A 25,202-nucleotide genomic window follows, 5' to 3' on the forward strand; every position below is an offset into this window, starting at 1 on the left:
GCGGACTCATTCGAAGTTGAATAGGCGCTGGATCAGGGTCGGTGTGCTGCCGGTCCAGCGTTTGAATGAGCGGCGGAAATTGGCCGGGTCGTTGAAGTTCAGGTAGTCCGCCACAGCTTCGTTGCTCATCCCCTTGATCTGATACAGGTACAACGCGACGTGCTTGCGCGCCAGGTCGTGCTGCGCCTGAAAGTGCGTGCCGTGCTTGTGCAACTTGCGCTTCAGCGTGGCCGGGCTCATGGCGAAAGCGTGAGCGACCTGTTCCAGGCTGGTGGCCTGTCGCACATGTTCACGCAGGTGCTGGTGCAAGCGGTCCAGCAGGCTGAACGACATGCCCAGCGCGGCGAGTTGCCCGTCGGCTTCCTGCTGCGCGACCTGCACGGCAATGGGCGATGCGCCAGGCCAGGCATGGGTAAGGTAATGCCTGGGCAGGCGCATCATGTTCAGCGGGCGGCCAAATGCCGTGTTTTCGCCCAGATGAACCCAGTACTGCTCGATGTAGCGTGGCTCTTCGTGACAGAAACTGCATTCCCACGGCAAACGCTCGCCGCTCAGCGACTGACTCATCGCCACCAGTGCGGTCATGCCGGCTTCGAGCAGGAAGCGTTGCTGTTCACCTGCACCACAACTGTCCAGCCAGTAGAGATAGGCGAACTGTTCGTCCAGCTCCAGACGCGGTATCAGCAGCGGGCTGAGCAGCGCCTGTTGGCGGATCAGTATCTCCAGCGCCTGATGCAGGTTTTGCGCATGACGCAGCGCGTGACTGGCCGCGCCGTAGTGGCCGGGAAACAGCCGCTGGCCGAACAGGAAGCTGGTGTCGTCGGCTTCCATCTGACGTTGCGCGTTACCGATCAGGACGAAAAACTGTTGCGGGCTCAGGCGCGTCTTGCCCGCAACGATGTCCTCGTAAAACAGCCCGGTGCCTTTGAGCAGGCGATGGCTGTCAATGCCGCGCGACAAGGCCAGATCAATCAGCGTTGCCGGCTGGTAGTGGCCGGGGATGAAGCGGCTGTCGATTTCATACCAGTCACTTTTAAGCGTCATGGCAGGCGCTCAGGCAGTGCAGGTCAGAGGGCGTCGGGCGCGAGCCAGCGACAGATTGAGGCGGCGCAGCAGGTTGTCCGGCGTTTCATTGAGTGCCATGACGACCGCCACGCTGGCCGACAGGTGAATGCGTTCGCCCTGTTGGCGGGTCTTGTGCGCCAGACTGGCGACCGCCTGCTGCAACTCAAGCGCCAGCAGCTTTGCCTGGCTTTCTCCGGTGTTGGGCAACAACACCACGAAACGGTCGCCAGCCAGACGGCAGAGCAGGTCCTGACGGCGCAGATTGAGCACCAGCAAGTGGCTGAGCGCCGACAGCACCTCATCGCCTTCGGCATGCCCGAAGGCATTGTTGATCGCGCTGAAACCATCCACGTCCAGCGCCAGCAGCGACAGCGGCTGCTGTTGGCAGACACTCTGTTCCAGGCTGACCACCAGTTGGCGCTTCAGGTAGTCGGCGCTGCCCAGCGGGGTGAGTTTGTCGTACAACCGGTGCTCCCGGAAGCCGCGCTCGCGTTTTTCCATTTGTGCGCTGATTGCCAGTTGTTCGCGATGCCAGTGGTAGATGCCCAGGGTCAACAGAATCAGGCCGACCGGCATCGGGCCGGATTCCAGCCAGTGATCCCATTCGATCGCAGCGGGCAGGCGGATTAATTCGTCGAGCGCGTCGATCCACCACGAGAAGAACACGCAACTCAGGCCGATCGACAGGTAATTGGTCACCCGGCCGGCCGGTCTGCTCTTGAACACCAGAAACAGCCAGACCAGCGACAGCAGGGCTGAGCCACCTTCACCGACGATGTCCAGCCACTGCCATTCGCTGACATGTTTGAGCGTGCCGAATGCCAGAAACGCCAGCAGGCCGAGATTGGAGGCGACCATCAGCACGGCGAGTTTCCAGCGATGAGGTTGGATGATCCTGAACATGAACAGACGGCTCCCGAGGTGCTGATTATCGGCCAGCAGAACAGATGCACATGACACTTCGGTGACGGGTAACGCGAACCGCGAAAGGTCGAATCAGCTCACGTGTGTTGCAGGTTTTTGCTTCGCATCTGACGTATAAGCCACCTCTGATCAGCGCCAGGACTCAGCCGTCACTTACGTCGCACTCTGCGTCGTCAGTGCCATTGCTGCGTTGGCAGCGGTTGCGGGTAACGCATGAGGTTGTGTCGTATCAGAGTTGCCTGCCTGTCGGCGTTTGATTCTGGCCAGCGGCCGTGGGAGCGAGCTTGCTCGCGATCTGTCGGGAACCGACAGTAGAGTCGGTATATACAGTGCGCCAGACACACCGAGCATCAGTACGGCCTACAGCTCCAGCCCCGCCTGAAAGTCAAATCAGCTCATTTACCTGCTCGATTCCCCTCAAACCCGCTGTTTTCAGCCCCTGGGCCCGTTACCTGTCACAGAACCGTCACTGCACGACTCTAGCTTGCGCCTCCAGTTGCCGGGCCATTTGCCTGGTCTGTCGGGTTTATGGGGGAGGACTTACATGCACAGGCGTCGCAGCAGGGCCCAACTGGTCGGTTTCACACTCAGCGCGCTGGCGTTTGCCATCGGCAGCGAACGTTTGCAGGCCGCCGAAGCCGATACCACCGAGCACGTGCAAGTGGTCGGCCAGGCCGCGAGCATCGACAACGCGCTCAAGGAGCAACGCAGCTCCGACAGCATAAAGAGCGTGGTGCATGCCGACGGTGTTGCGCAGTTACCGGACCAGAACGTCGCCGAAGCGGTGCAGCGCCTGCCGGGCGTCAGCGTCGAGCGCGATCAGGGCGAGGGGCGCTTTGTAACCGTTCGTGGCCTGGCCCCCGACCTGAACAGCGTGACCATCAACGGCACCATGGTGCCTGCCCCGGAAAGTGATCGACGCGCCGTGGCGCTGGATGTCCTGCCCGCCGAACTGGTGCAGTCCCTGTCAGTGATCAAGACCCTGACCCCGGACATGGACGCCAATTCGCTGGGTGGCACCATCGATGTCGAGAGCCTCTCGGCCTTCGACCACAAGGGCCTGTTCTACACCGGCAGCAGCGAGGCCAGCTACGACAAGAACACCCGTCAGACCAGTCCCAAGTTTTCCGGCGCGGCGAGCAATCGTTTCAGCCTCGGCGACGGCATCGACAACTTCGGCGTGGCAGCAGCGCTGAGCTGGCAGAAGCGTGACTTCGGCTCCGACAACGTCGAAACCGGCGGTGACTGGGATGGCGCGCGGCTGCAATCATTCGAACAGCGCGACTACGACATCAGTCGCGAGCGCGCCGGTGGCGGCCTGAACTTCGATTACCGGCCCGATGACGTCAGCAAGTATTACCTGCGCACCCTGTACAGCCGCTTCAAGGACGACGAAGTCCGCACCACCAACGGTTTCGAGTTTGCCGATGCGCAAAGCGCAGGGCAGACAGGCGATGCCGAAGGCACGCGCAAGCTCAAGGCGCGTACTGAAACCCAGGAAATCCAGTCCTACGTGTTCGGTGGCGAGCGCATGGTCGGCCTGTGGACCCTCAGCGGCCAGGCCGGTTACAGCGAATCCAGCGAGGACAGCCCTGGCCATATCGCAGGCGCCACGTTCGTCGGCAACGATGACTTTGCCGACACCGGTTTCTACGACCGCGACAAGCCGCGGCCGATTGTCGGCTCCTCGTTCTACGACAACTCGAACTTCACCCTGGACAAGGTCGACTGGGAAAAGCAGTACACCAAGGACACCGAGAAAAACCTGCGTCTGGACCTGGCCCGTGATTACGATTTCAAGGGCTATGCCTCGCAGTTCAAGTTTGGTGGCAAGGTCAGCCGTCGCGACAAGAGCAATGACCTGGAAGTCTGGAAATACGAGGGTTTCGATGACTTGGGCTTCAGCGACCAGCAACTCAACCTGACGCAGTTCCAGAAAGGCAACATCGACTACCGGCTGGGCAACTTCGGCAGCGGCATCAGTCCCGGTGCGATCAAGGGGCTGATCGGTGGCCTCAACGCTGCTGACGCCTACGACGAGGCCGAAAGCCGCGCCAATGACTTCAAGATCAACGAAGACATCAACGCCGGTTACTTCATGAATACCCTGGATGTCGACAAGTGGCGCTTCATCGCCGGCCTGCGCTACGAAGGCACGGAAATGGACGCCAAGGGCACTGGTGTGCGTGATGGCGCGTTCGAGTCCAGTACCACCAGCCGTCGCTATCATCACTGGCTGCCGGGCCTGCATGCCCGTTATCAGATCGACAAGAGTACCCAACTGCGTGCTGCATGGACCAAAACCGTGGTACGTCCCACGTTCGGACAACTGGCACCGGGTTTTGTGATCGATGATGACGAAGCGTCTTTCGGTAACCCGAATCTCAAGCCGCTGGAGTCAAGCAACCTGGACCTGGGCATCGAACACTTCATGGGCCGCGCAGGCACGGTGTCGGCGTTCGTGTTCTACAAGGACATCCAGAATTTCGTCTACAACACCGACCTGGCCGGCACCGGGCAGTGGGCGAACTTCTCCGAGGCCAACACCTTTGCCAATGGCGACAAGGCCAAGCTGTATGGCCTGGAGCTGGCCTACTCGCAGAAGCTCGACTGGTTGCCTGCGCCATGGAACGGTCTGCTGCTGGGCGCCAATGCCACGTTGAGCCGCTCGGATGCCAGCATCAACGGTTTCGACCAGAGCACCGGCAGCAATCGCAAACGCGATATCGACCTGCCCAGCCAGTCGAAAACCGTCGGTAACGTCATGCTCGGCTGGGAGAACGACAAGCTCAGTCTGCGTCTGTCCGCCAACTACAAGTCGGCCTACCTCTACGAGCTGGCGGCGATCGGCGACAAGGACCATGACCAGTATGTGGACGCGCAGACCTTCGTTGATTTCAGCGCGCGCTATTCACTGACGAAGAACCTCAAGGTCAGCTTCGAGGCCCAGAACCTTACCGATCAGCCGTACTTCGTCTACAGCGGCCATCGCGCCTACAACGACCAGTACGAAGAGTGCGGCCCGACTTACAAGGTCGGCCTGACCTTCACCCATTTCTGATCGATCTGAAGCGCTCATTCAAAGGATTCAACCGTTCATGATGATTTCGCTATTACCCAAGCCAGTGTGCCTGGCGCTCTTGCTTTGCCTGACGGCCGGGGCTGCGCAGGCCTCGTCGCCGATGGATCTGAACCTGACGCGCTGGGCTGAAAACGCCTCGTTCAAGGCTCAGTCTGTCGCCTTCTTGCCGGACAGTGACGGCAGTCGGCGTCTGGCCGCGAGCATCAAGGCCGGCCTGTTGCTGCTGGATGAGCAGGGCCGCGAACTGGCAAGCATGCCCGGTTCATTTCAAGGGCTCGACAGCCGCTCAACGGGCGACAACGTCCTGGTCGCGACGCTGGACAACGCACGTCAACAGGCTTTGCTGACCCAGCTGGACCCGGCGAAGATGCACTGGTCGAAGCCGGTCTACCTGCCGGCACGCGACTATTCAGTGGCCGGCCTGTGTCTGTATCGCGATGACGCCAGCAACCTGTTTGTATTTTTGGTGGGCGAAGAGGGCAAGGGCGAGCAATGGCTGATTGGTGCGAACAACCGGCTCAATGGCGAGCCGCGCCTGGTGCGCAATCTGCCGCTGCCTCCCAACGCCGAGTTTTGTCAGGTCGACGATGCCGCGCACAGGTTGTTCGTCAATGAAGCGAACATCGGCTGGTGGGCTTACCCGGCGCATCCCGAGGCCGATGTCGCCCGGCAGCCGGTGGCGCTGCGCGAGCCGTTTGGCGAGCTGAAACAGGCCGCTGGGGCAATGGCTGTTGTGCCTGGCGGTCTGCTGGCGCTGGACCCGAAGGGCAAGTCGTTGCATCTCTATCAGCAGCAGGATGATCAGCAGCAGGCAGCCTGGGTGCCGGTGGCCGATCTGTCATTGATGAACCTGAAGAAGCCCGAAGGTCTCTCGGTGCATGAGAACAAGGGTGGTTTGCAGGTGCTGGTCAACGACAAGGACGGTGAGCGTCTGTATCAGGGGGCGCTGAACTGGACGCCCAAACCGGTCGCGGTTGCTGCGCCGCTGCCGAGTGTCATGCCGGCCATCCAGAGCCAGTCGGTCGGGCGTCAGGGTGACGCCGCCGACGACCCGGCGATCTGGGTCAACCCGAAAAATCCGGCACTCAGCCGGGTGCTGGGTACCAACAAGAAGCAGGGTCTGCTGGCTTACGACCTGAGCGGCAAGCAGTTACAGGAGCTGCCGGTCGGGCGTTTGAACAATGTCGATGTGCGCCCCGGTTTCATGCTGGGCAACAAGAACGTCGACCTGGCCGTGGCGAGTAATCGCGATCGCAACAGCCTGAGCCTGTTCAGCATCGACCGCGCCAGCGGCACGCTTCACGAGGCGGGGGAAATCGCCACGCCATTGGCGGAAATCTACGGCGTCTGCCTGTTCAAGCCTGCCAGTGGCGAGCTGTATGCCTTCGCCAACGGCAAGGACGGCAGCTTTCTCCAATACCGGCTCAGCGCCCCTGACGGCAAGGCCAGAGGCGAGCTGGTGCGCCGCTTCAAGGTCGACACCCAACCGGAAGGCTGCGTGGCCGATGACCAGCGTCAGCGCCTGTTTCTCGGTGAAGAAGACGTAGGTGTCTGGGAAGTCGATGCGCGGGCCGATCAGCCTGCAACGCTGTCCAGCGTGATCAAGGTGGGCGAAGTGGTGCACGCCGATGTCGAGGGGCTGGCGCTGTACCAGAGCGATGGCCATGACTATCTGCTGATTTCCAGTCAGGGCAACGACAGCTATGTGGTGGTGGATGCCGAGCCGCCTTATGTACTGCGCGGCGCCTTTCGGGTCGGCCTGAACGCGAAGGCGGGGATCGACGGCACCTCGGAAACCGACGGCATCGAAGTGACCGCCATGAACCTCGGCGGCCCCTGGAGCAAAGGCATGCTGGTGGTTCAGGACGGGCGCAAGCGCATGCCCGAGCAGGCGCAGAACTTCAAGTTCGTGCCGTGGGCGGAGGTCATGAAGACCTTGAAGCTGCCGTAAGTCGTTTGTCATCAAGCGGTGCTAATCATTCGTTCCATTACAGAGGACTACCCCGATGCACGCCACTCTCGAACACATGACCATCTGGGGCCTGATCAGCGATGCCAGCCTGCTGGTCAAGGCCGTGATGCTGATTTTGCTGCTCGCCTCGCTGGTCAGCTGGTACCTGATCATTCAGCGCAGTCTTGTCCTGCGTCATTACGAGCGCTCACTGGATGCCTTCCAGCAACGCTTTCGCAGTGCCGCCGACCTGGCGACGCTGCAGGCGCAGGCATCCTCTGCGCAGCGCGATGCGACTGGGATCGAGGACGTATTTCAGGCGGGTTACGCCGAATACATGCAGCTCAAGCAGCGGCCGGGTATCGAGCCTGATGTGGTGCTCTCCGGCGTCGAGCGCTCGCTGCAGGTCGCCATCAGCGAGCAAGAGCTGCAATTGGAAAAAGGCCTGCAGTTTCTCGCCACGGTAGGCTCGGTCAGCCCGTATATCGGCCTGTTCGGCACGGTGTGGGGGATCATGAATTCCTTCATCGGCCTGTCGCAGGTGCAGCAGGCCACACTATCGACGGTCGCGCCGGGTATTGCCGAAGCGCTGATCGCCACCGCCATCGGGCTGTTCGCGGCCATTCCGGCGGTGATCGCCTACAACCGCTTTGCCGCCCGTGGCCAGACCCTCACGGCACGCTACTACAGCTTCGGCAACGAACTGCAGGTGCGCCTGAATCGCACTCTGCAAGGCCTGACACGCAACATGGCCGCTGCTGCCTGAGGACTTGTCATGCTGGTCAAACCGCAACGCAAACATGGCCCGAAGGCCGAAATGAATGTCGTGCCTTACATCGACGTAATGCTGGTGCTGCTGGTGATTTTCATGGTGACGGCGCCGATGCTCACCCAGGGCGTGAAAATCGAGTTACCCAAAGTGGCCAGCGAAGCGCTCGTCACCGACACCCGGCAGCGCATCGTGACGTTGTCCGTCAAGGCGCAGGGCGGCTACTACTGGAACCTGGGCGATACCGTCGACACTCAGGCGCAGACCGATCAGGCCGCGAGCCTGGAAGACATGCAGGCGCGCATTGCCCAACTGGTGGCCGAGCGCAACGACACGCAAGTGTTCATCCGTGCGGATGACAAAGCCGATTACGGTCGTGTGGTTGCTGCCATGGCGGCCCTGCAACGCAGTGGCGTGACGCAACTGGGGCTGGTGACCGAGGCGCCGCAATGAACACCCTGACCCTCGACTATCAGCCGCCGCGCCGCGAATGGGGGAACCGGCCCTGGCTGCGCCGCAATGGCCTCGCGGCGGCGGTCGCGCTGGCGTTGCATGGCGCTTTGCTGAGCGGTCTGATGCTCGGCTGGAACGCCTGGGAAAAACCGCCCGAACCGGTCAGAACCCTGACCACCCAATTACTGATTCTGCCGCCAACGCCCGCGCCTGAGCCGGTTCCAGTGGCAGCGGCACCGGTAAGCGAACCCGTGCAGATGCCGCCACCCCCTGCACCGGCATCGTTGCCGGTCAGCAAACCGCTCGAAGCTGCGAAACCGCAGACAGAGCCGCAACGTCAACCCGACCAGGCTGCAGTGGCCCGCAAGCGCGTCGAAGAGCAAAAGCGCGAGCGCGAGCAACTGCAGAATGCCCAACGCCTGCGCGAGGCCGAGCAGCGCAGGCAGCAGGAACAGCAATTGGCCGAACAGCAACGTCAGCAAATCGAGCAGCAGCGTCAGGCTGAGCAGGCACGCCAGTCCGCCGAGCGTGCCCGCCAGGCGCAGCACTCATCACAGCAGCAGACTGCCGCTGCCGACAGCAGCCAGTACCAGCCGCTGAGCAAGGAGGCCCCGGACTATCCCGAACGGGCGCTGGACAAAGGCATCGAGGGTGATTGCACGGTGGTCTACGACGTGTCACCGCAAGGCACAGTGGTCAACCCGCAAGTGCAGGGTGCCTGCCATCCATTGTTCATCCGTCCGTCACTGGCCGCAGCGCAAACCTTTCGTTATCAGCCACGGGTTGTCGAGGGCAGGGCGGTGACCGTGTCCGGGGTGAAGAATACCTTCCACTATCGGATCAAGTAGGGCTACCTTGTCTGGCAGGCAGTCTTCTGAACCGTGCTCCTGTTTGGCCGCAAATGGCGCACGGATCAACGAGCAAGATTTTTTTCTGCTCTGCTTGACTTCCTTTTCCGAATCAGTAACATAGCGCTCATTCCGCGATAGCTCAGTTGGTAGAGCAAGTGACTGTTAATCACTGGGTCCCTGGTTCGAGTCCAGGTCGTGGAGCCAGACGATATTTCAAAGGCGATGTGTAATGCCTTTGAACAAGAAAAAACCCGCCTGATGGCGGGTTTTTTCGTTTTGGCGCTAATGCAGCGCGGCTTCAGCATTCCTGGCGCCTCAATACGGCGAAATAGTCCCCAACAAACCCACCGCAATCGCCAATAACAAAAAACCTATCAATGAAAGTCCGAGCTTGCCCATGAGCGTCTCCTGCTGATCGATCTGTCTGTAACGAGTCGCAGGCGCCACTCTTGGCGGTTGGCCTGCGCGTTTCAATGCGCTGCCATTATCGTGCTCGGACAGATTCTGGTACAGATTCAGAAACAGCTTAAAAATACGGATCAGTTGTCTTTGTGCAAGGCATGAAAACGCTCAGAACGACGCGATGATACGGCCCAGCATTGCCATGGCCTGCTCGCTGCGTTCGTCCCAGGGAGTGCCGTAGTTCAGGCGCGCGCAATTCTTGAAGCGCCGTGACGCGGAAAAGATCGGGCCGGGTGCCAGGCTGATGCCCTGCGCGAGTGCGAGTTGAAAGAGCTGCAGCGAATCAACCTGCTCGGGGAATTCGAACCACAGAAAGTAGCCGCCGACGGGGCGGGTGACGCGTGTCGCCGCCGGAAAATAGCGGGCGGCAGCGGCGAGCATCGCGCCTTGTTGCAGTTCGAGGGTGTCACGCAGTTTACGTAGATGGCGGTCATAGCCGCCGTGCTTGAGGTAGTCGGCGAGCGCGGCCTGAGCGGGGACCGAAGGGGAGAGGGTGGTCATGAGCTTGAGGCGGTCAATCTGCTCGGTGTAACGCCCGCCTGCCACCCAGCCGACCCGATAGCCGGGCGCGAGGGTCTTGGAAAACGAGCTGCAGTGCATCACCAGTCCGCTGCGATCCAGGCTTTTGACCGGGTGAGGCGCCTTGGCGCCGTAATACAGTTCGGCGTACACATCGTCCTCGATCAACGGGATTTGATGCTGTTCCAGCAGGTCGTAGAGCCTGATCCTGTTTTCCTGAGTCATGCTCGCGCCCAATGGGTTCTGAAAGCTGCTCATGAACCAGCAAGCCTTGATCGGCAGGCGTGTCAGGCTGTCCTGCAGCGAATCGAGGTCCACCCCGTCACGCGGATGCACGGGGATTTCGACGGCTTTCAGCTTCAGACGCTCCAGCACTTGAAGGCAGGCATAGAACGCCGGAGCTTCGATGGCGACCAGATCGCCGGGCTCGGTGACGCACTGCAGGCACAGGTTCAGGGCTTCCATGGCGCCATTGGTGATGACCAGTTCGTCAGCGGGCAAGCGCACGCCACTGATCATGTAGCGCAGGGCGATCTGTCGGCGCAGCTCGGGGTTTCCGGTGGTCATGTCGCTGACGATGCCCGCAGGCGTCAGCGCACGCACAGCTGAAGCCATCGACTTTGCCAGGCTCGCCAACGGATACAGGTGCGGGCTGGGAAACGCCGAGCCAAACGGCACGGTGTCCGGGTCCTTGAGCGAGCCGAGCACTGAAAAGATCAGGTCGCTGACACCCAGTTCGGTGCCTTCGCTGGCGTGTCTGATCAGTTCAGGTTCGGTCAGTGCATTGGCGGCATGCTCGCGCACGTAATACCCGGAGCGTGCGCGGGCCTGAATCAGTCCCTTGTCTTCCAGCAGGTAATAGGCCTTGAAGACCGTCGCCGGGCTGACGGACCAGGTGCGACTCGCGACGCGTACGGACGGGACTTTTTCCCCGGCGGGCAGGACGCCGCTGCGAATCATTTCCGAGATGTCGGCGGCGAATTTTTCGTAACGTTTCATAAGCGGCATCGAATGAACAAGGCTGCATCATGAGCGAAACCGGCCATAACGAACAGAGACACAACAACTGTAAAAAACAGAATCAGATGGCTTGTTCACGTGTTTCAGGGTGTTGCGTCATCCGTCACTCAGGTCGTTCGGGGAGATGACTTGCGCTTGAATCACTCAAACGGATAGGTCTATGATGCCAGCGCCTTACGACCCATCGAAGGAAATAGACGTGTCCCGTTCCAACTGGCTGCCTACGCCGCCTTAGCGCTACGCCCCCCCCTCGCAACACTTGACTGCCTTCTTGCTGCAGTCGCCCGTTGCTGCGCCCGTTTTTTGGTCGCCGCCACTCCCACTCTGACTACTTAATCGAAAACCGATGCTCCTGCTCGTCCGGCAATCGCTGCCGTGCGTCTTGCTGCGTCTGTCACAGGTATTTCCATGCTCGAAAAAATCAAAGCTACGTGGTTTTCCAACGTTCGTGCCGATGTATTGGCCGGGCTTGTCGTTGCATTGGCCCTGATTCCAGAGGCCATCGCGTTCTCCATCATCACCGGGGTAGACCCGAAAGTCGGGCTTTACGCGTCGTTCTGTATCTGCGTGGTCATCGCGTTCGTGGGCGGGCGCCCGGCGATGATTTCTGCGGCTACAGGTGCGATGGCCTTGCTGATGGTGAATCTGGTCAAAGAGCACGGGCTTCAGTATTTGCTGGCCGCCACCTTGCTCTGCGGGGTACTGCAGATCATCGCCGGCTATCTGCGCCTGGGTGAGTTGATGCGCTTCGTTTCACGCTCGGTGGTTACCGGGTTCGTGAATGCACTGGCGATTCTGATTTTCATGGCCCAGTTGCCGGAATTGACCCATGTGACCTGGCCGGTTTACGCCATGACCGCAGCGGGCCTGGCAATCATCTACCTGTTCCCGCGCGTGCCGGTGCTGGGCAAGTTGCTGCCTTCGCCGCTGGTGTGCATTCTGGTGCTCACCGCAATTTCCATTTACATGGGGCTTGATGTACGAACCGTGGGTGACATGGGCGCAATGCCCGACAGTCTGCCGACCTTTATGTGGCCGGACGTCGCGCTCAATCTCGACACACTGCTGATCATTCTGCCGTATTCCGCCGCGCTGGCCGTGGTGGGCCTGCTGGAGTCGATGATGACCGCGACCATCGTCGATGACCTGACCGATACCACCAGTGACCGAAACCGTGAGTGCAAAGGGCAGGGCATTGCCAATATCGCCACGGGTCTGATCGGCGGCATGGCTGGCTGCGCCATGATCGGCCAGTCGATGATCAACGTGAAGTCTGGCGGCAGAACACGTCTTTCAACCCTCAGCGCAGGTTTACTGCTGTTGATCATGATGCTGTTTCTGGGCGAATGGCTGGCGCGTATTCCGATGGCGGCGCTGGTGGCGGTGATGATCATGGTATCGATCAGTACCTTCAGTTGGGGATCGATCCGCAACCTCAAGGAATACCCGCTCTCGACCAACATCGTGATGGTGGTCACCGTGGTGGTGGTCGTGGCGACCCATAACCTTGCCTATGGTGTGCTGGTCGGTTCTCTGCTTGCCTCGATGTTCTTTGCCAGCAAGATCGCTCACTTCCTCGATGTCACGTCGCATCGTGATCCCTTCCACAGCCATCGCACCTACTACGTGACCGGCCAGGTATTCTTCGCCTCCGCTGACCGTTTCATGGCCTCATTCGACCTGCGCGAAAGCCTCGAGACGCTGGTCATCGATCTGCGCGAGGCGCATTTTTGGGACATCACCGCTGTGGCCGCATTGGACAAGGTGGTTTTGAAACTGAGAAAGGCGGGCATCAGCGTCGACGTTATCGGCATGAACCGGGCCACCGCTACGCTGGTGGACCGCTTTGGTGTGCATGACAAGCCGGACGGCATCGATTCGTTGATGGGGCACTGATCTGCGGGGCCGGGCAGGCAGGCTCAGCCCGGAATCTCCAGGCGGATGACGGATCCTCCGCCTGGCCTGTTGCGGACCTCGATAGTGCCGTCGTGCTCGAGACAAATCGCTCTGGCGATGGACAGGCCAAGGCCGCTGCCTCCCGAATAGCGCGCCCGCGAACGTTCGGCACGCCAGAAGCGGTCGAACACCTGTTCGAGGTTCTCCGAGTCAAAGCCGGGGCCGCGGTCCGAGACGGTCAGTTCCATGCGCCCTGCGCCGGCTTTGCCGACAATCAGCAGCTCACCACCCATCGCCGAATAGCGCAGCGCGTTATCGACGAGAATATTCACGACCTGACCGATCCGGTCACGGTCGGCGTTGACGGTCAATTTCCGCGGGATATCGATCGTCACGGCGACACCTGCCTCATCGAGCGGCGTGGCAAACCAGCCCAGACGTTCGACCACCAGTTTCTCAAGGGAAAACTCCGTCTTGTCCAGGGTCAACTGACCCGCGCTGGCGAGCGAGAGCAGGTGCAGATCACTCACCAGTTTGTTCAACTGGCCGAGCTGGCGGTGGACCATTTCCAGTTGTGCCAGGTCACGCGGGAACACTTCGTCGATCATGCCTTGTATGCGTCCCATGGCGGCATTCAGTGGCGTGCGCAGCTCATGGGCAATCATGGCACTGGACTCGCTGACTTCCAGTTCGTAACGGCCGAGCTGAGTGGTCATGGTATTGAAGTCGCTGACCAGCGCCTGCAATTCGTCCGGGTCGTTGGCGCTCATCGGCAGGCGCGTCTTGAAGTCACCCTGGGCGACCTGACGTGCGCCTCTGGCAATCGAGGAGAACTGGCTGGAAAGCGGACGGGAAAACAGAAAGCCGAAGAATATGATGATCGGTATCGCGATCGACACCAGCGCTGCCAGCACCCACCATTCCTTGTTGGCAATGCCCGGCAGCAGGTTTTCGATCGGGTAATACTCGAAGAACAGTTCGCGCAGCTTGACCATGTCCAGGGTGGGCTCTGCCTGCAGCCGCAGGAACTCCATGCGCACGTCGGCCGGCATTGCCTGCAGGGTGAGCCAGTCAGAGACTGTGACGTGTAGCCACATGCAGAACGCGATGACGATGACCGCACCGACGGCGAGCATGCTCATGCGCATGCCGACCCAGTGCCACAACGGTTTTTGTCTGTGCCTGAAAAAATCTCGCATGAAGATCACCTGAACCGATAGCCGACCGAACGGACGGTGACCAGCACATTTTCCACGCCATGGATCTCCAGTTTGCGCCGAAGGTTATGCACATGCGCATCGACAACCCTGGCCAGCGCCTCGCTGTCGGGAAGGCAGATTTCCAGCAGTTCTTCGCGAGTGAAGGCCTTGGACGGCGTTTTCAGCAGCGTTGAAAGGATCTTGAACTCGGTAGGTGTCAGGTCGAGTACGGTCTCTGCGCCATCCTGACCTTCAATGATCGCGGTGACCGCATCCAGCTCCACCAGCAGGTTCTGGTAGCGCAAATGACGCTCGTTGTTGCCGTTCTGCTGGGAGCGCCGCAGAACCGCATGCACGCGGGCCACCACTTCTCGCGGGTTGTAGGGCTTGACCACGTAATCGTCGGCCCCATAGCGCAAGGCGCCGAGTTTTTCCGGTTCGTCGCCCATGGCGGTGACCATGATCACCGGCGTGTCGCTGCAGCGCCGGACGGCCGACAGCACGTCGGTACCACTGACAAGCGGCAGCATGACGTCCAGCAGAATCAGGTCGGGTTTCCACTGACGGTGCATATCGATACCGCGCTGACCGTTTTCGGCCAGCCCGACGTTGAAACCGTCACGACGCAGGTAAGCCTCGAGAATGCTGGCACTGTCGGCGTCGTCTTCAACGATAAGAATGCGTTTTCCTGACACGAGCGCGCCTCTTGATCAAATCTTGATAATTCACGAACGGTTTGTTGAAAGTCGACGTTCAGGATGCTGTCCAGAGCCCACTGTCGCGGACAGATCCTATGCCGATGAGTACACCGCTGTCCAAGCGTATCCGCAACCGCCGCTGGCGTTGCCTGGCCATGCTGGCGAGCCTGACTCTTTCGGGCTGCTCGTTGATACCGGCCTATCAGCGTCCGGCGTTGCCGGTCCCGGTCGATCAGGCGTCCGCTGTGGTCCCGGCCTCGAATACCTCCAGCGCCGTCGTGCTCAGTGCCGACGAAGAAGCGCTGGCTGGCGAGTTGTCGCCAAAAGGCGAACTGCGCCGGTTGCTGCAATCGGCCCTCGCGTTCAATCGCGATTTTCGTGTGGCGGTGCTGCGTGTGGAGGAGGCCAGGGCAATGCGCGGCATTACCCGCGCCGATCGCTTTCCGACCCTTGCTGCAGGTGTCGAGCGCGATCGTCAGCACTTCGATAATGCGGCCGCCGACGAGCGTTATGGCCAGGACATTTCCATCGCGTCGGTGGGCGTCTCTGACTTTGAACTGGATTTCTTCGGGCGCGTGCGCAGCCTGTCAGAGGCGGCGCGGCACGATTATCTGGCCAGCACCTACGGCCAGCAGGCGGCACGCAGTGCGCTGGTTGCGGAAGTCGCCCGCGCCTGGCTGGCCGAGCGTCTGGCCGCTGCCGTGCAACAGGATGCGCAGGCGGTTCACGATGCCCGGCTGATGTTGGTCAAGGCGGCCGAAGAGCAGCAGCGTCAAGGTGCGCTTTCGCTGGATGATCTGATGGCACAGCGCCTCGACACCCTGAGCGCGCAACAGCAGGTACAGGATGCGGCAAGCGATCACGCCAACGCGTCGCAGGCCTTGTTGTTACTCACCGGCTATTCGACGGTATTGCCCGTCAGCACGCCAGACACCCCTGCGCTGACCACCGCGCTGGTCGAGACGCCGTCCTGGCTGTCGAATCTGCCGTCTCAGCGTCTGCTGGAACGCTTTGACATCCGTCAGCGCGAAGAAGCCCTCAAGGCCAGCAATGCCAACATTGGTGCTGCCCGTGCGGCGTTCTTTCCGTCCATAAAACTCAGTACCGGCGTGGGCTTGCAGAGCGACAGCCTGCGCACCTTGTTCAGCAACGGCAGCGGGGCCTGGCTGTTTACGCCGCAGTTGAATCTGCCGCTGTTCGACGGCGGGCGTAATCAGGCCAACCTGGACCTTGCCAAGGTGCGTCAGCAGATCGCGGTGGCCGAGTATGAAAAGGCTGTGCAGAACGCCTTCCGTGAAATGTCCGCTGTGCTGACCCGCCGTCAGCAGGCCCTGAACCATGTCCGCAACGAGGTCGAGCGGGTTGCGCTGGTCCAGGAAAAAGTGCGGCGCCTGTCCTTTGAACTCAATGCGGGCGCCGTCGAGCGCACTGCATTGCTGGTTTCCACTCTCCGTATTGCTGAAGCCGACGCAGCCGCTCGCCAGTCCCTCGATGCGCTGCAGCAAAACCGCATCGATCTGTTTCGAGTGCTGCACGGAGCAGAACCGACAACCCCACCCCAATCTTGAATGACACCGGAGTATCCCCATGAGCCCTGCAATCTCTCGTACTCACCTGCGGTCTGCGCTGCTTAAACCTGTGCTGACCGTGTTGATCACCTCTGCGGCCATGACCCTGGCAGGTCAGGCCTGCGCCCAGGACAGCACTGCCGAAGGCCAGTCGATGCTGGGTGACCGGTTCAACGTCAATTTCGGGCTCGGCATGGCCGTGCTGCCGCGCTACATGGGGGCCGATGAATACCGCAGTCAGGTGGTGCCCATGCTGACGGTCCAGCGCGGTATCTTCTTCGCCGACACCACGCGCGGTCTGGGGCTGCAATGGCAGTCGGATTCCGGGTTCGGTGCCAGCGCTGCACTCAATTACGATTTCGGTCGTACCGAGAAAAACAGTACGAATCGGCCTGGTTCCAACGAGCTGAGAGGGATGGGCACTGTCAAGGGCGCGACCGTTGGCGACTTCATGGTTTCCCAGCAACTCATGCCGTGGCTGTCCGTCAGTGCCGAGGCCGAACTGCGGGTGGCTGGTGAAAAACGTGGCAATCGTTACCGGTTGGGTTTCGAGGGCATCGCCTACCACAGTCAGACCGATACGGTGACCCTCGACATCGATGCGCACGCTGGTGACGGCCGTTACAACCAGACCTATTTCGGCGTGAGCCCGATCCAGAGTCAGCGCACCGGCTTCTCCAGTTTCAGCGCAGACAGCGGCATTTACGCCTACTCGGCGGCGCTCGCCTGGCAGCATACCTTCGACGCCCACTGGTCAACCGTCGCAAGCGTCGGGGTAACGCATTACACCGACCAGACCCGCGGCAGTCCGCTGGTCGAGACCGATGCCGAAGGCAGTGGCCTGATTGCCTTGAATTACGCTTTCTGAAGGGTTGAAGCCTGCCATGCGATTGAATCCTGATGCGTTTCCGGCCCTACGGCGGTGTGTGTCACGCGCTTGCGGCGTCGTGCTGATCACTCTGATGATCAGTGGCTGCGGTGATAAACAGATGGCCAGCGTTCCGCCTGTCCGGGCTGTCAAGGTTGAGACGGTGCGGGCAGGAGAGGGCGCTGCGTTGCGCTTCATTGGCACCGTTCGGCAGCAGGATCGAGCCAGTCTGGCTTTCGAATCGGCAGGCACCCTGACAGAACTGCGGGCCGACATTGGTGATAGCGTCAAGCCGGGCCAGGTGCTCGCCCGCCTTGATCCGCAGCCTGCGCAATTGCGTCTGCAGGAGGCGCAGGCCGCTTTGCGTCTGGCCCGGGCCCAGGCGCTGGAGCGCCAGCGTAACTACCAGCGTCAGCAAAACCTGCTCGCAGCGGGCAGTGTCGCCCAGAGCGTGGTCGAGTCGGCCCAGTCGTCCAGTGAACAAGCCAGCGCCGAGCTGATGCGCACGCAAGCCGAGCTGGACCTGGCCCGTCGCGAACTGGATCGCACCCGCTTGATAGCACCCTTTGCCGGGCGCGTGGTGGCCCGTCATGCACAACCGCAGAGCGTGTTGCCCGCCGGACAGGTGGTGCTGGATATAGAGTCCGCCGCAGAGCAACAAGTGGTGGCGGCTGTTCCGTTGGCACTTGCCGAGTCGCTTGAGCCGGGCGACCTCGCCAGCGCCTCCAGCAGCGCAGACGGTACGGTAGGGTTTGATCTCGCCCTGGAAGGTATTTCGCCCCGCGCCGATGACGGGCTGGTCAGAACGGCCGTGTTCCGAGTGCTACGGCCTGCCGGCAGGCTGCCCAGTGGCGTCACGCTGCTTGTGCAAATGCATCCCGCTGCCGACTCACAGACGCTGTCGGTTCCAGTGCAAGCGTTAAGGATGGGTGCCAACAGCCACCTTGCTGAAGTCTTCGTTTACCAGCCGGGAGGAACAGTCGTCGTACGCTCCGTGACGCTGGGTATGGTCAGAGAAGGTCGGGCACTGGTCGTCAGCGGGCTGGTCGCAGGTGAGCAGGTGGTCACTGCCGGCACCGCTTTTCTGCAGGACGGTCAGCCCGTCACGCTGTTTCATTCAGACACTCGCCTGACCGGTGACGCGCAATGAACCTTACCTCCCGCGCCATGGGCGCAAGCCGCCTGACCCTGTTCGCTGCCTTGCTGATTTTGCTGGCCGGTGTTGTCACGTTTTTGAGCTTTCCTTCTCAGGAAGAGCCGTCGGTGACCGTTCGTGACGCACTGGTCAGTGTGTCTCTGGAAGGGCTGTCCGCAGAGCGCAGCGAGGAACTGCTCGCCAGGCCGCTCGAAGAGCGTATCCGTGAACTGGCCGAGATCAAGAACGTGCTCACCACGGTCCAGCCTGGCCGAGTGATCGTGCAGGTTACGGCGTATGACAACGTCAAGGATCTCGGGCTGCTGTGGCAACGGCTCCGGGCGAAGGTGAGTGAAACGAGGGGTGGTTTTCCGCCCGGCACCCAAGGGCCTTTTGTCGATGATGATTTCGGTCGCGTCGCCGTGGCTTCGATCGCGCTGACCGCGCCGGGCTTCACCATGGGCGAGATGCGCGGCCCGATCAAGCGCTTGCGTAATCAGCTTTATGAGCTCAAGGGCGTCGATCAGGTCCAGCTGTATGGGCTGCAGGATGAACGCATTTACCTCGACTTCAATCACCAGACGCTGGCCGCCGCCGGACTTTCTCCGCAACAGCTGCTTCAGCAACTGCAGGCCCGCAACCTGATCGCGACGGGAGGCAACCCGGTCATCGGGCAGCAGAGCACTACGCTTTCGATCAGTGGCGAGGTGCTTTCGCCGGAGCAGCTTCGGCAGTTCCCGGTGCAGTTGCCCAGTGGTCAGAAGGTCGCGTTGCAGAACCTGAGCAGGGTATCGGTGAGCCCTGTCGACCCGCCGGAAACCGAAGCGATCTATCAGGGAAAGAATGCTGTGGTACTGGCCGTTTCGATGCAGCCAGGCCTCAATGTGCAAACCTTCGGTGATGCCTTGCGCAAGCGACTCGCTGAGCTGGAGCAGCAACTTCCGACGGGTTTTACCTTGCACGTGGTGACCTTCCAGTCCAGCGTGGTCGAGCACGAGATGAGCAAGATGTATCACGTCATGGCCGAGACGGTGGTGATCGTGATGTGCGTGGTCATGCTATTTCTGGGCTGGCGCACCGGGCTGGTGGTCGGGGTGATTGTGCCCTTGACCATCCTCAGTACGCTGCTGGTCATGCGCGCACTGGGGATCGAGCTGCAGACGGTGTCGATTGCCGCGATCATCCTGGCGCTGGGCTTGCTGGTGGACAACGGCATTGTCATCGCCGAAGACATTGAGCGACGCCTGCATGCGGGGGAGGATCGACAGCGCGCCTGTGAGGAGGCCGGGCGCACCTTGATGATCCCTCTGCTGACTTCTTCACTGGTCATCGTCCTGGCGTTTTCGCCTTTCTTTCTGGGGCAGACCAGTACCAACGAATACCTGCGTTCGCTGGCGGTTGTGCTCGCCACGACGCTGATCAGCTCCTGGCTGCTCAGCATCACGGTGACGCCTCTGTTGTGCTTTTACTTCGCCAGGGTGCCGGCCGGCAAAGCGTCGGCGGATGATGCCGATGAGTATGCATCGCTGTTCTACCGTGGCTATCGCAAGGTCATCGAGCGTTTGCTGAATCACTCGCTGCTCTTCATCGCCTGCATGATGGGTTTGCTGGCGTTGGCGGTCGTGGTGCTGACCCGGGTGCCGTACGATTTTCTGCCGAAGTCGGACCGTATGCAGTTCCAGATTCCGCTGGTGCTCGAGCCCGGCAGCAGCTCGCGAGACACGTCTCGAGCGGTGCGTGATATCAGCCAGTGGCTGAGCAGCGATCAGGATGTGGAACACAGCATTGGTTATGTCGCCAGTGGCGGGCCGCGGATCGTGCTGGGCCTCAATCCCCCGTTGCCCGCGCCGAATATCGCGTATTTCACTGTCAGCGTGCGTGAAGGTGCCGACCTCGATGCGGTGATCGAGCGCACACGGCAGTTTATCCTCGCGCAGCACCCCGAAATCGAAGCGCAGCCCAAACGATTCTCGATGGGCACCACCGAGGCGGGGATTGCAGTCTACCGGGTCATCGGTCCTGATGAGGAAGTGTTGCGCGGTATTGCCCGACAGATCGAGCAGGCGTTGTCGGCGTTGACCGGAACCCTGGACGTGCACGATGACTGGCGGACCCGATTGCTGCGTTACGACGTTGTCGTCGATCCGTACAAAGCCCTGCAGGCCGGTGTTGCCACTCAGGACGTCGCCCAGGCCCTGCAACTGAGAAACAGCGGGCTGTCCGTGTCGTCGCTGCAGGATGGCGATACTGCTGTCGCTATTGTGGCACGCGAGCAGAGCACCCTGAGCAAACCGGGCAATGATCTGGACAGCACATTGATTTATCCGGCTTCCGGGGGCGCGCCGTTGATGTTGTCGGCCATTGCCACTGTCGAGCCCAGGGCCGAGGCATCGACTATTCAGCGGCGTAATCTGCAACGCGCAATCACGGTGGTGGGGCACAATCCGTCAATGACGGCGACCTCGATCGTCGAACAGTTGGCACCGCAGATAGCTGCAATCAGCCTGCCGGCGGGTTACCACATCGAACCGGGTGGCGAAATTGAAGACTCGGCCGAAGCCAATCAGGCGCTGTTGCAGTACATGCCGCATGCACTGGTCGCGATGCTGCTGTTGTTCGTCTGGCAGTTCAATTCGTTCCGCAAGCTGCTGATCGTCATCTCCAGCGTGCCCTTCGTGCTGATCGGCGTGGCGCTGGCGTTGGTGCTCACCGGCTATCCGTTCGGCTTCATGGCCACCTTCGGGCTGCTGTCGCTGGCCGGCATCATCGTCAACAACGCCGTGCTGCTGCTCGAACGTATCGAGGCTGAACGCGAGCAAGGCCTGGCGGTGCGTGATGCAGTGGTTAATGCAGCGATCAAGCGCTTGCGGCCGATCGTGATGACCAAACTGACCTGCATCATCGGGCTGGTGCCGCTGATGCTGTTTGCTGGCCCGCTCTGGGAGGGCATGGCGATCACCATCATGGGTGGCCTTGCGTTGGGTACGCTGGTGACACTGGGCCTGATTCCGATCCTCTACGCGCTGCTGTTCGACCGCTTCGAGCGCTGGCGCAAGGCGAGCTGAGCCATGACGGCCGGTGCGTGTGTAGGGTATGGTCCTGAGAAAACCTCGATGATCGAACACAAGGATGAAACACATGCGCTCATTTACCCGCTCGCCACTGGCCGCCCATCTCGCCCTGGCGCTTGCGTTGACAGCTCTGGCACCGGCGGCCATGGCCGAACCGCACAAGGCCATCCAGGCCGATGCCGAGCAATACAAGGACGAAGCCTTGAAGCTGCTGGAGCGTCTGGTGAACATCGACTCGGGTTCCGGGTATGTACCGGGCCTGACCAAGGTCAGCGACATCGCGATCGAAGAACTGAAAAAGCTCGGTGCCACCATCGAGCTCGTTCCAAATACGCCAGAGGCCAGCAACCACGTCATCGCCACCCTGAAAGGCACCGGCAAGGCGAAGATTCTGCTGATGGCGCACATGGACACCGTGTTCAAGGAAGGCTCCGCGGCCGAGCGTCCGTTTCACATCAAGGACGGGCGTGCCTATGGCCCAGGGGTGATGGATGACAAGGGCGGCATCGTTGCGGCTATCTATGCACTGAAGGTGCTGCACAACCTGAAATTCACCGACTACGCGCAAATCACGGTGTTGCTCGACGCCAGTGAGGAGACCGGCTCAGGCGTTGCTACCGAGCTGATCAAGAAAACCGCGAAGGAGCATGACGTGACGCTCAACCTGGAGCCGGGGCGTCCGGCCGACGGTCTGGTGGTGTGGCGCAAAGGCTCGGCAACCGCGCTGGTCGAAGTCAAGGGCAAGGCCTCGCATGCAGGCGTTGCGCCTGAGCTGGGACGTAACGCCGCTACCGAAGTTGCCCATCAGATCCTGCAACTCGGCAAGCTGGGTGACGAGGAGAAGAAAACCACCATCAACTTCACCGTGCTCAAGGCGGGGGATCGCACCAACGTGATTCCCGATCAGGCCAGCGCCAAGGCCGATGTGCGCGCTGCCGTACCGGAAGAGTTCGACCGCGTCGAGCAGGACCTGGCCAGGGTGTCGGCCAACAAGCTGGTGCCCGATACCGAGGTCAAGACCAGCTTGGTCCGTGGCCTGCCACCGATGCCGCAGACCGCGCAGTCCGATGCATTGGTCGCGATGGCGCAAGGCATCTACGGCGAACTGGGTCGCACCCTGACCATCGAGGGCAGCGGCGGGGCGGCAGATTCAAGCCTGTCTGCCAGCGTGGGTACACCAACGCTGGATGGCTTCGGGATTGTCGGCGGCAATATCCATACGCCCGAAGAGTATGCCGAAGTGGGCAGCGTGGCGCCGCGGATCTACTTGCTGTCGCGAATGATCATGAAGTTGTCCGGGCAACAGTGATTCGATAGGCCTCCCGTGCGTGGCGCGGGAGGCTGTAGAGTCGATGACTCGCTTTTAAACAAATGCAGGGCTGCACACCTCGCGATACTGCATACAGCGGGAGACGGCACTGATTCTGGCATAGCGGTTCATTGTCGAGTGTTGGCCGACAACTAGTTGTTATTGCTCATCCCCGTTTTGCTCATGCGCCACACCACAGGGTTTGATCGAAACCTGCTGCCTCTGTTTTACACCCCGTCCATGCAAAAAAGGACCGTCGGCGCCGATCCAGAGCCCTGAAAGGTCCGCATGCTTGCGCCTGTTTCCTTAGACCATAGTCATTTTACTAGTGTATCTGCGGCCTTGACACGATCCGGTTTTCGCGTGCTAGCCGATCAGCATTTCTGCATATATTTAATTATGACCTTAATACTATGTCGAAAAGATACGCTGTCCCCTATCAATATTAAGCACATGACCCTTGAGCGCTGGCTAAAGGTCAGTGTTGTAAAAATAAGCTTTAAAAAAAGTTCAACAAATCGGATACAAGGTCGATACAAATATTTGACGCCGCTATGATGGCGTTCTAGTATTGCCCACCTTTTTGATATCAATATGCTACCGCAAGGACGCGCCGTGTATCCTCATGCCCTAAAACTGGCTTTGCTGCTACTGCTCGCCATCGCGCCAGCTACATCGCTTGCAGCCACTGCTCCCGCCAGTTTGCCAGGTGACCAGGATCTTATTCGTGACCGTCAGGATCGCCTGCTCGAAGAGCAGCGCCGCCGTCTTGAAGAACTCAAGGACCTGCCGGGCAAACAAGCCGCACCCGCTGCCCCGAGTTCTCCGGCCGATACACGTTGTTTTACCATCAATCGTATTGAGCTCAAGGGCGCCGACTCGCTGTCGGCCGCCGAGCGCGATGCGCTGACCAAGCCCTATATCGGCAAGTGCCTTGGTGTCGCGCAGCTCAATGAGCTGCTTAAAGTCATCACCGATCACTACCTCGAAAAAGGCCTGGTGACGACTCGCGCCTACCTGCCGCAACAGGACCTGTCGACAGGCGACCTGCAAGTGCTGGTCATCGAAGGCAAGCTGGAGCATCTGCGTGGCGATGCCGCCAGCGGCCTGTCGGCGCGTGAGCTGGCCATGACGTTTCCCGGTAAAGAAGGCCAGATGGTCAACCTGCGCGAAATCGAGCAGATGGTCGATCAGCTCAATCGCCTGCCATCCAATCAGGCGCAGATGGAACTGACCCCCGGCCAAGTCGTCGGCGGCAGTGACGTAGTGGTCAAGAACACTCCGCAAAAACCATGGCGGGCCAACCTGTCGCGTACCAACGAAGGTCAGCGCAGCACCGGTGAGCAGCAATGGAACGCCGGCCTTGAGTGGGATAATCCGTCGGGGCTGGCCGACCAGTTCAGCCTGCGCGGCGGCCACGATGCGATCAGCGATCGGCAGAAAGCCTCCCGCAACGCCTCGCTTGCCTACAGCCTGCCGTGGGGCTGGTGGACGTTCAGCTACCTGTACAACACCAGTGAATATCGTTCGGTGGCGCAGGCCTCGAACGTCAACTTCAAGCAGGACGGCGATAGCCAGAACCACCAGTTCAAGGCCGAGCGGGTCGTGTATCGCGACGCGCTGAGCAAGACCTCGCTCAATGCCGGTCTGTCCTACCTGCGCACCAACAATTATGTCGAAGACAGCAAGCTGGCGGTCAGCAGCAATCGCATCACCGAGGCGCAGTTCGGTATCAACCATGGGCGGCGGGTTGGCTCGGCGTTCGTCAACATCGATCTGGGCATGCAGCAAGGCATCGGTGCACTGGACGCGCAGGGCAACCACGATCCTCGCCCGGGTGAGGCTGATGCACGTTATCGCAAATACACCGGCACCCTCAGCTACCTGCACCCCTTTCAACTGTGGGGCGAAAACCTGAGCTTCACCAGCCTGGCCACCGGGCAGCGCAGTGAGGATGTGCTGTTCAGCTCGCAACGCACCAGCCTGGGCGGATCAGCATCGGTGCGCGGTTACAAGGATGAGTTTCTGTCTGGCGACAGCGGTGGTTACTGGCGTAACGAGTTGCGCCTGACTCGCCCGGTCACCCTGGACTGGCTGCGCCCGGTGTTCGCCGAGTATGGCGCGGCTGCCGGTTACGACCAGGGTGTTATCCGCAACGATCGTTACAACGGCAGTCAGCATGGGCGCTTGTCCAGTAACTCGTTCGAGCTGTTTACGCGTGGCCAGCACGTTGCTGCCTCAGTGACGTTCGCTCATTCCCTGGAACGTCCCGATGTGATCGAGCGCGAAGCGCCGATCTATTTCCGTATGGACTTTTTCCTCTAATCACACCGTATTCAACCTACCTGTTCCGAGGTCATTT

At 60.7% G+C, this 25,202-nt stretch carries 17 protein-coding genes and 1 tRNA gene; 13 read left to right on the forward strand and 5 right to left on the reverse strand.

Features of this window, described 5'->3' with window-relative positions; translation table 11 throughout:
* Positions 1 to 6: 6 nt before the first annotated feature.
* Both AO388_RS24025 and AO388_RS24030 read right to left on the reverse strand, forming a co-directional pair.
* On the reverse strand, positions 7 to 1,044 hold the full coding sequence (locus AO388_RS24025; protein WP_003371972.1) for an AraC family transcriptional regulator: 1,038 nt from the start codon (positions 1,042 to 1,044) through the stop codon (positions 7 to 9).
* Positions 1,045 to 1,053: 9 nt separating this feature from the next.
* The gene (locus AO388_RS24030; RefSeq protein WP_058417305.1) at positions 1,054 to 1,968 is read right to left on the reverse strand and encodes a GGDEF domain-containing protein; all 915 of its coding nucleotides are present in this window, start codon (positions 1,966 to 1,968) and stop codon (positions 1,054 to 1,056) included.
* A 565-nt stretch (positions 1,969 to 2,533) separates the two neighbouring features.
* Here AO388_RS24030 and AO388_RS24035 point away from each other — a divergent pair.
* The 6 genes from AO388_RS24035 (at position 2,534) to AO388_RS24060 (ending at position 9,299) form a co-directional block, all read left to right on the forward strand.
* The gene (locus AO388_RS24035) at positions 2,534 to 5,050 is read left to right on the forward strand and encodes a TonB-dependent receptor (RefSeq protein ID WP_058417306.1); all 2,517 of its coding nucleotides are present in this window, start codon (positions 2,534 to 2,536) and stop codon (positions 5,048 to 5,050) included.
* A 37-nt stretch (positions 5,051 to 5,087) separates the two neighbouring features.
* Complete coding sequence (locus tag AO388_RS24040; protein WP_058417307.1) at positions 5,088 to 7,022, forward strand: phytase; 1,935 nt, start codon at positions 5,088 to 5,090, stop codon at positions 7,020 to 7,022.
* A 55-nt stretch (positions 7,023 to 7,077) separates the two neighbouring features.
* Positions 7,078 to 7,788 carry a protein TolQ gene (gene tolQ, locus AO388_RS24045; RefSeq protein ID WP_058396306.1) on the forward strand — a complete coding sequence of 237 codons (711 nt, stop codon included), beginning with the start codon at positions 7,078 to 7,080 and terminating at the stop codon, positions 7,786 to 7,788.
* Positions 7,789 to 7,797: 9 nt separating this feature from the next.
* Positions 7,798 to 8,244: a protein TolR gene (tolR, locus tag AO388_RS24050; protein ID WP_003371985.1), complete on the forward strand. Its 447-nt coding sequence runs from the start codon at positions 7,798 to 7,800 to the stop codon at positions 8,242 to 8,244.
* Positions 8,241 to 9,092, forward strand: coding sequence for an energy transducer TonB (locus tag AO388_RS24055; RefSeq protein ID WP_058417308.1), 852 nt, complete (start codon positions 8,241 to 8,243; stop codon positions 9,090 to 9,092). Before tolR ends, AO388_RS24055 begins: the two co-directional genes overlap by 4 nt.
* Positions 9,093 to 9,223: 131 nt before the next feature.
* Positions 9,224 to 9,299 (forward strand) — tRNA-Asn (locus tag AO388_RS24060).
* Positions 9,300 to 9,665: 366 nt separating this feature from the next.
* On the opposite strand, the gene mapR is transcribed toward AO388_RS24060, so the two are convergent.
* Entirely contained in the window at positions 9,666 to 11,075 is a 1,410-nt protein-coding gene (mapR, locus tag AO388_RS24065) for a GntR family transcriptional regulator MpaR (protein WP_058417309.1), read from the reverse strand.
* Positions 11,076 to 11,504: 429 nt separating this feature from the next.
* On the opposite strand from mapR, the gene AO388_RS24070 reads away from it, so the two are divergent.
* Positions 11,505 to 12,992, forward strand: coding sequence for a SulP family inorganic anion transporter (locus AO388_RS24070; RefSeq protein ID WP_003411446.1), 1,488 nt, complete (start codon positions 11,505 to 11,507; stop codon positions 12,990 to 12,992).
* Positions 12,993 to 13,015: 23 nt separating this feature from the next.
* Here the strand turns inward: AO388_RS24070 and AO388_RS24075 are convergent, their stop codons facing one another.
* Positions 13,016 to 14,191 (reverse strand): sensor histidine kinase, encoded by a 1,176-nt coding sequence (locus AO388_RS24075; protein WP_058417310.1) that lies wholly within the window; start codon positions 14,189 to 14,191, stop codon positions 13,016 to 13,018.
* Between the two features lie 5 nt (positions 14,192 to 14,196).
* Positions 14,197 to 14,886, reverse strand: coding sequence for a response regulator (locus AO388_RS24080; protein WP_003435879.1), 690 nt, complete (start codon positions 14,884 to 14,886; stop codon positions 14,197 to 14,199).
* Between the two features lie 98 nt (positions 14,887 to 14,984).
* On the opposite strand from AO388_RS24080, the gene AO388_RS24085 reads away from it, so the two are divergent.
* From AO388_RS24085 to AO388_RS24110, 6 genes are all read left to right on the forward strand, one after another.
* Positions 14,985 to 16,457, forward strand: coding sequence for an efflux transporter outer membrane subunit (locus AO388_RS24085; protein WP_058417311.1), 1,473 nt, complete (start codon positions 14,985 to 14,987; stop codon positions 16,455 to 16,457).
* Positions 16,458 to 16,476: 19 nt separating this feature from the next.
* A complete protein-coding gene (locus AO388_RS24090; RefSeq protein WP_003435876.1) occupies positions 16,477 to 17,325 on the forward strand; it encodes a MipA/OmpV family protein in 849 nt (282 codons plus the stop codon).
* A gap of 16 nt (positions 17,326 to 17,341) precedes the next feature.
* The gene (locus AO388_RS24095) at positions 17,342 to 18,475 is read left to right on the forward strand and encodes an efflux RND transporter periplasmic adaptor subunit (protein ID WP_050557993.1); all 1,134 of its coding nucleotides are present in this window, start codon (positions 17,342 to 17,344) and stop codon (positions 18,473 to 18,475) included.
* Positions 18,472 to 21,525: an efflux RND transporter permease subunit gene (locus AO388_RS24100; protein ID WP_058417312.1), complete on the forward strand. Its 3,054-nt coding sequence runs from the start codon at positions 18,472 to 18,474 to the stop codon at positions 21,523 to 21,525. Before AO388_RS24095 ends, AO388_RS24100 begins: the two co-directional genes overlap by 4 nt.
* A gap of 73 nt (positions 21,526 to 21,598) precedes the next feature.
* Positions 21,599 to 22,840: a M20/M25/M40 family metallo-hydrolase gene (locus AO388_RS24105; protein WP_016568387.1), complete on the forward strand. Its 1,242-nt coding sequence runs from the start codon at positions 21,599 to 21,601 to the stop codon at positions 22,838 to 22,840.
* Between the two features lie 615 nt (positions 22,841 to 23,455).
* Entirely contained in the window at positions 23,456 to 25,165 is a 1,710-nt protein-coding gene (locus tag AO388_RS24110) for a ShlB/FhaC/HecB family hemolysin secretion/activation protein (protein ID WP_058417313.1), read from the forward strand.
* Positions 25,166 to 25,202 lie beyond the last annotated feature (37 nt).

Source organism: Pseudomonas sp. ICMP 10191, assembly GCF_001467335.1.
Classification (GTDB): domain Bacteria; phylum Pseudomonadota; class Gammaproteobacteria; order Pseudomonadales; family Pseudomonadaceae; genus Aquipseudomonas; species Aquipseudomonas cerasi.